The sequence below is a fragment of the Streptomyces sp. NPDC005799 genome, from assembly GCF_040630525.1.
GTDB lineage: Bacteria > Actinomycetota > Actinomycetes > Streptomycetales > Streptomycetaceae > Streptomyces > Streptomyces griseorubiginosus_B.
This window is the reverse complement of sequence record NZ_JBEXXQ010000027.1, coordinates 129,645-135,871: the sequence shown is the minus strand read 5'-3', so window position 1 is coordinate 135,871 and position 6,227 is coordinate 129,645. Positions and strand designations below refer to the sequence as shown.

Here is a 6,227-nt window from a genome sequence, read left to right as displayed (position 1 = left end):
GAGGCCCTACTTGTATGCGCCGAGCACTCCACGATCACCTGATCGGGACTCCCGTTCGATCGACAAGCCTCAAGATCGGAACGACAACAGCCACTGAGGTCGTCCCTTTCCCCCAGACCCTGCATGATCCGGTCGTTCATCTCCTGCTCCTGGCCGTCGATGCACTTGGCGTAGATCTTCAGCTTGCCGCATTCCGGGCACTGCTGTGTCGTCTCTCGGCCGACAGCGGGCATCACGGTTCCCCCTCCTCCGCGGCCCCTCCCCGAGCCGCTACCGCTGGTACGGACCGATCTGATCACACGGCGGAACCACGGTGAAAGCGCGGTCGGCCGTATCGGACGAACCGTGATTGCGCCGCAATCGTTCGAGGGACAGAGGAGGCGGCAGGTCTTGCAGCTACTACGTCGCGTCAGACCCGTGCCAGATCGTGCGGAGAACGACGAGGAATGGGCTACACCTGCAGTAATCCTGGACTCCCCGGCGCTACCAGAGCAGACGTCGGGTGCCCCGCCGTCGTGTTCTCCTGACGCCGTGTTCAGACCCGCTGCAATCGGACTCGCCAGCAGCACAGCCGCCTCAGGACGAACGGACCCGGGCTGCATCAGCCCGTCACCGAAAACGTTGACGTCGGCGACCAGGCCGGGGAAGTCCGAGTCCAGCCCGAGCAACACAAGCTGACCAGTCAGAGCGCCGGCCGCTTGGCCGCTCGCGAGTGCCAGACGCAGGATTTCGGCGAGGCGCTCAGCCGTGGCGGGGGACACTCGCCCGAGTTCGGGGGGCCGTGTCGGGAGGGGTTCTCTGGGCGCAGGTAGGCGAAGTCCTTCTCCAGGCCGGTGCGAACAAGGGCGTCTCGCACTGCGGGGCGGATGTCGTACGACGGCTGCCGTCAGGGCCTGGCACAGCGGTACTTGCTCCAGGCTTTCCCGTTGGCCCAGGACGCGAACGACCGTCGGCTCGCCGGAAGCATCCTGTCCGCCATGATTCGGCAGGGGACGCTCGTCGGTCGCTATGGACCGGCCGCGACGCTGGCCCGTGCGCCGCTAGTTGGCAATGTGGCAGCGGGACCGGGTGGCGTGGTTCAAGGTGGTACGGAGGTCCCGGAAGAGTGGCTCGGGGCGAGTAGCCCGCTCGTGTCGGACGGTCGTCAGCGCAGGTTCCGGGTCCGGCGGCGGTGCATGATGGCGAGCGTGCCCGCGCCGGTGACGAGCGCCGTGGCGGCCAGGCCCGTGATCGGCAGCGCGGTGGACCCGGTCGCTGCCAAGCTGCCGCCGTTCGCCGTGGTGCCGTCGTCGCCGGTCGACGACGACCCGCCCGCCGATCCGCCCGAGCTGCCCGTCGAGCCCGTCGGCCCTCCTCCCGTGACGTCCAGCGTGATGTCGGCCTTGTCGTTGGCCTTGTCGGGGTCGAATGGCCGCGGTTCGGTGCTCAGTGCGATCGAACCCTTGGCATGTGGAACCCGCTTGTCGATCTTGAGCTGGAATGTGTAAGGCTGTCGGCCGCCCTCGTTGAGAGCCGGCTGGATCATGCCGCAGTGGTATGCCTTGCCCTTGGCCTGGCAGAAGATGCCGCGCTTGACGACGGACGTTCCGGCGGGCGGCGTGATCACCACGCTTACGGACCGCTCCCCCTGCTTGGTCATGACCCAGGCGGGCCCGGCGTTGATGAACTCCACCTTCATCGTCACCGTTTCACCTACGCTCCCCTTCAACGCGGCACCCGTCACCTGGAAGTCAGCCGTGTTGACGGAGGTGACGGGCACAGCGACGTAGGGCGCGGACCCCTCGCCACCTGACTGCTTTTCGACCAGTTTCACCGCCGGTGCGGTTCCCCGCACCGGCGGACTGCCGTTCTCGTCCGCCAACGGATCACCTTCCCCGACACGCAAGTTCAGTTCGTCCTTGAGTGCACGATTCAGGACCTTGACACGGAGAGGGGTCTCGGTCGTGTAGACGACGCCCGGCTTCACCGGCTGGTCGAAGGCGCACATCGCGGTCCACCTCTCCTGCAACTCGTCGTAGGGGAGGATGTGCTGTGTCTGGCAGTTGGAGGGAACCTCCGCGTAGTCGAGCCCTCGGGTGACGGCGTAGGTGACCCACACCTTCTCAGCGGTTGTGGTGCCCTTGTTCGCCACGGTGACCGGCACATCGAAGGTGCTCCCCGGTTTCATCCCGTCGATCGGTCTGATGCCTCCAACGACCAGGGCGGGTCCGGTTTCATCGGCGAAGGCGGCGGGAGCCCCCGCCAGCACGATCAAGCCGGCAGCACCGAGGGCGGCAAAGGAAGCGCGGGAGGCGCGACGGCTGTGCGGGGGCATCGGCATGGAGAGAACCTCTGTTGGAACGCCAGCGAAACGGACGGTGTTCTCCAGAGGAACACCCCTTCGCTCCCTAGACTCCTGACAGTCCCGAACAGTTGCACGCCCCATGCCTCATCCGTCTCGCGATCCCTCTGGGGAACGCCAGCCGCGCTCCGATGTCGCCATTTGCGATGGTTGACGCTTCGTCGCTGACCTGCCCATATTCGGCGTTGCAGGGGGCGCCTGCCTCCGCGGACAAGCTGGTCGGACGCCGGTGGCCACGCGTAGGTACACAGGAGCGCGCCCTCCGGCTCACGCTCCTGGCCATACGTCCGTGCGCCTGCTCTCGCCTGGAGACAGCGGCTCCTGGGACGGACATCCTGGATACTTCCGTCCAGTTCGGGCGGTAAGGGCAGGGGGAGGACCGGAATGTCACGTGTGCGACTGCGTCGAGGTAGAGCGATCAGCCTTGTCTGGGCGTTGGTGATGAGTGCAGCGATCGTTGTGCCGATCGGTGGTGCCACACCGGCCGCCGCGGCCAACTGGTGGACTTGTCCAGCGGGTGGCAACCCGAACGCGTGGGACCCGCGCTACACGTCGGTGGCCGGTACCGCCGGGGTCTGGTGGCGGAAGATCGAACTGCGTTATCACAGGGGCACCCGGTGCGCCTGGGGCCACATCGCCAACGGCTCGCCTGGCGACGCGGTCTGGGTCGACTGGTCCGCCAACAGGGGGCAGACCTGGAAGCAGTTGGATGTGACCAGGATCCCGCGAGGCCGTCGCGAGACGTACACCGTCGCCCACAACGATGCCGGGTACGTGATGCGGGCGTGCGGCAAGGCGGGGAACCGGGCGGAGATCGCCTGCACCCGTTGGTACTAGGTCGTCGCGAGACCCTCAGTTCGGGGTGTGGGCACGGCCTCTCCATGGCTCGCACCGTTGGTGTGCACCGCGGCGGAGTGCGGCAACCTCAGTCGGCGTCAGCGATGTTGGGCGGCCGCGGTGGGGCCCACTCTGCTGGTGGGGGACCTGGTGACGGCGTACCGATTGGGCGTTGCCGAGAAGCGGCGGGCGCCCTGGATCGCTGCGGGCTCACGGTGCTCGGCCAGGGCGAGCACCGTGAGCCGCCCCATGTTCTGGTCGCAGCCGAAGCCGTGAGCCAGTACCACCGTCGGCACCTGCGCGTCGCCGATGACGGTCACATGGTTTCTGCGCACGATGTCCATGCCCGGCAGTCGCTCAAACCCCGTCCGCATCCTGTGAACCGCCTCCGGGTCCCCCGACCGGGCCTCGGACACCTCGCCGAAAGCCTGTGAGAAAGGCAAGCGGTTGATCGCCTTTTTGGGGGTAACCGGGAGAGCAAGAGTGGTAACCCGTATAGGAGGCCATGATGATCGCTCTGGGCGTCATCCTTCTCATAGTCGGTTTTCTGACCGGCGTCTCGATCCTGTGGACCCTCGGGATCATCCTGCTGGTGGTCGGCGCCGCCCTCTGGCTCATGGGGTCCATGGGTCACGCCGTCGCCGGTCGTCGACACTATTGGTGAATGCGCAGCGGACGCCTGGGGACGAGGAGACGCGAGCATCAGGTGTGCTGATCAGGCCTGCGCATCGGGTGTGCGCATCAGGTGTGCTGATGAGACGCACTGATCAGCCGGCGAACTGATCAGGCGGAGCGCTTTCGGGCCGCCGTCTTTTTCGCTGCCGTTTTCGTCGCCGTTTTCTTGGCGGTGGTTTTGGCTGCGGTTTTGGCGGTGGTCCCTTTCTCCGCGGACTTCGCCGTCGATTTCGTCGCCGTCTTCTTCGTCCCCTGCGTCGACTTTGCCGTCGACTTCTTCGCGGCAGCGGTGGTTTTCCTGGCGGCCGTCTTCTTCGCGGTCGACGTGGACTTCCGGCCCGAGGTCTGCTTGGGCGTCGCTCGCGCCGACTTCCGGGCCGGGAGGTGTGTCACCTCCGCGTCCTCCGCCTCCGCACCGGCCTTGGCCGGTTCCTCGCCCCGGGACTCCTTCGCCGCCCGGACGCTCTTCTCCAGGGCCGCCATCAGGTCGAGGACCTTGCCGCCGGGGGCCGCCTCCGGGGCCTCGGGGGGTGCCTCGCCCGCCGCCTTCGCGGCCACGACCTCCTCGAGCGCCTCCCGGTACTCGTCGTGCAGCTCGGTGAGGTCGATCTCGCCGAGGGTGTCCATCAGGGCGTCCGCCAGATCGAGTTCCTTGTCGTTGACCGTGACCTTGGTGTCCGGCGCGACCCCTTCGGGTGCACGCACCTCGTCCGGCCAGAGCAGGCCGTGCATGGCGATCGCGTCCTCGACCACCCGCAGCATGCCCAGCCGTTCCTTGCCGCGCAGCGCGAACTTCGCGATCGCCACCTTGTTGCTGCGCTTGAGGGCCTCTCTCAGCAGGGTGTACGGCTTGGCGGCCGGGGCACCGCCCGCCGCCAGGTAGTACGCCGCGTCCATCTGCAGGGGGTCGATGCGGTCCGCCGGAACGAAGGCCACGATCTCGATCGTCTTGGCCGTGGGGAGCGGAAGGTGGGAGAGGTCCTCGTCGGTGATGGGGATGATCGTGCCGTCCGCGTCCTCGTAGCCCTTGCCGATCTCGGCCGAGGACACCTCCTTCTCCTCCAGCTCACAGACCTTGCGGTAGCGGATGCGGCCGCCGTCCTCGGTGTGGATCTGGCGGAACGAGATCGAATGGCTCTCGGTGGCGTTGACCAGCTTGATCGGGATGCTGACCAGGCCGAAGGAGATGGCGCCGTTCCATATGGACCTCACCGCAGCACCCTTTCGGTCGCTTTCAGCCGTTACACACCAGTTTGCGTGAGATTCTCATCGTATGACGCCCATCACGGAGGTGGAGGGCAGACGGCTCGCCCTCAGCAACCTGGAGAAGGTGCTCTATCCGGAGACCGGGTTCACCAAGGGCGAGGTGCTGCACTACTACGCCACCAGCGCCGAGGTGCTGCTGCCGCATCTGCGGGACCGGCCGGTGTCCTTCCTGCGCTATCCGGACGGGCCCGGCGGGCAGGTCTTCTTCGCCAAGAACGTCCCGCCCGGTACGCCCGACTGGGTCACGACCGCCGAGGTGCCGCGGATGGAGGGGCCGGCGCGGATGGTGCTCGTCCAGGATCTGGCGTCGCTGATGTGGGCGGCGAATCTGGTCACCGAGTTCCACACGCCGCAGTGGGTCGTCCAGGACCCCGGGGTCGCGGACCGGATCGTGTTCGATCTGGATCCGGGTCCGCCCGCCACCGTCGTCGAGTGCTGCGAGGTCGCGGTGTGGCTGCGGGAGCGGCTCGCGGCGGACGGGATCGAGGCCCGCGCCAAGACCTCCGGGTCCAAGGGGCTGCATCTGCTCGCCGCGGTCCGGCCGACGCCGTCCGAGCAGGTCAGCGACTATGCGAAGCAGCTCGCGGTGGAGGCCGAGCGGGCCATGCCGCGGCGGGTGCTGCACCGGATGACGCGGAGTCTGCGGCCGGGGAAGGTCTTCGTCGACTGGAGCCAGAACGCGGCCCGGAAGACCACCGCCACCCCCTACACGCTGCGGGCCCGCCCCGAGCCCACCGTCTCCGCGCCGGTGACCTGGAGCGAGGTCGAGGAGTGCGGCGCACCGAGCCGACTCACCTTCCACGCCCAGGACATCGCTCCGCGCATCCAGGACTACGGCGACCTGCTGGCCCCCCTGCTCGACCCGGACTCCGCCGGATCCCTCCCCTGAGATCCCTTGGGCGCCGACGCCCTGCAACGGCAGACGCCGTTCAGCCGAACGGGCTTGGGCGCAGCACCAGGAAACGGCAGGCCTCAGCGTCACCGCCCGGCCGGGTCGCCACCGGGCGTCACCCCTCACCGCCTCGGCCCCTCACCGCCGGTCCCCCACCGCCTCGGCACCCCACCGCCACGGCCCGTCGCCGCCTCGGCCCGTCTCCGCCGGCACCCC

At 67.9% G+C, this 6,227-nt stretch carries 6 protein-coding genes and 2 pseudogenes; 4 read left to right on the top strand and 4 right to left on the bottom strand.

Annotated elements, in window-relative coordinates:
- The coding region (locus ABZ453_RS26230) for a hypothetical protein (RefSeq protein WP_359018250.1) at positions 1-236 on the bottom strand (236 nt) is incomplete at its 3' end.
- Between the two features lie 609 nt (positions 237-845).
- On the opposite strand from ABZ453_RS26230, the pseudogene ABZ453_RS26225 reads away from it, so the two are divergent.
- Positions 846-1,049, top strand: a pseudogene (locus ABZ453_RS26225) (regulator); the annotation flags it as partial.
- A gap of 95 nt (positions 1,050-1,144) precedes the next feature.
- On the opposite strand, the gene ABZ453_RS26220 reads toward ABZ453_RS26225, so the two are convergent.
- On the bottom strand, positions 1,145-2,320 hold the full coding sequence (locus ABZ453_RS26220) for a hypothetical protein (protein ID WP_359018248.1): 1,176 nt from the start codon (positions 2,318-2,320) through the stop codon (positions 1,145-1,147).
- A gap of 462 nt (positions 2,321-2,782) precedes the next feature.
- Between ABZ453_RS26220 and ABZ453_RS26215 the strand changes: the two genes are divergently transcribed.
- Positions 2,783-3,178, top strand: a complete 396-nt coding sequence (locus ABZ453_RS26215; protein ID WP_359018246.1) for a glycosyl hydrolase — start codon at positions 2,783-2,785, stop codon at positions 3,176-3,178.
- Positions 3,179-3,396: 218 nt separating this feature from the next.
- Here the strand turns inward: ABZ453_RS26215 and ABZ453_RS26210 are convergent.
- Positions 3,397-3,522, bottom strand: a pseudogene (locus ABZ453_RS26210) (alpha/beta hydrolase); the annotation flags it as partial.
- Positions 3,523-3,686: 164 nt separating this feature from the next.
- Between ABZ453_RS26210 and ABZ453_RS26205 the strand changes: the two are divergent.
- Positions 3,687-3,842 carry a DUF6131 family protein gene (locus ABZ453_RS26205; RefSeq protein WP_356773005.1) on the top strand — a complete coding sequence of 52 codons (156 nt, stop codon included), beginning with the start codon at positions 3,687-3,689 and terminating at the stop codon, positions 3,840-3,842.
- Between the two features lie 119 nt (positions 3,843-3,961).
- On the opposite strand, the gene ABZ453_RS26200 is transcribed toward ABZ453_RS26205, so the two are convergent.
- Positions 3,962-5,065, bottom strand: coding sequence for a Ku protein (locus ABZ453_RS26200; protein WP_359018244.1), 1,104 nt, complete (start codon positions 5,063-5,065; stop codon positions 3,962-3,964).
- A gap of 61 nt (positions 5,066-5,126) precedes the next feature.
- Between ABZ453_RS26200 and ligD the strand changes: the two genes are divergently transcribed.
- Complete coding sequence (ligD, locus tag ABZ453_RS26195) at positions 5,127-6,008, top strand: non-homologous end-joining DNA ligase (RefSeq protein WP_359018242.1); 882 nt, start codon at positions 5,127-5,129, stop codon at positions 6,006-6,008.
- The last annotated feature ends 219 nt before the right edge of the window (positions 6,009-6,227 follow it).

Coding starts and splice junctions, on each gene's coding strand:
- ABZ453_RS26215 (WP_359018246.1), top strand. CDS start 2,783: ATGAGTGCAGCGATCGTTGTGCCGATCGGTGGTGCCACACCGGCCGCC.
- ABZ453_RS26205 (WP_356773005.1), top strand. CDS start 3,687: ATGATCGCTCTGGGCGTCATCCTTCTCATAGTCGGTTTTCTGACCGGC.
- ligD (WP_359018242.1), top strand. CDS start 5,127: ATGACGCCCATCACGGAGGTGGAGGGCAGACGGCTCGCCCTCAGCAAC.
- ABZ453_RS26220 (WP_359018248.1), bottom strand. CDS start 2,320: ATGCCGATGCCCCCGCACAGCCGTCGCGCCTCCCGCGCTTCCTTTGCC.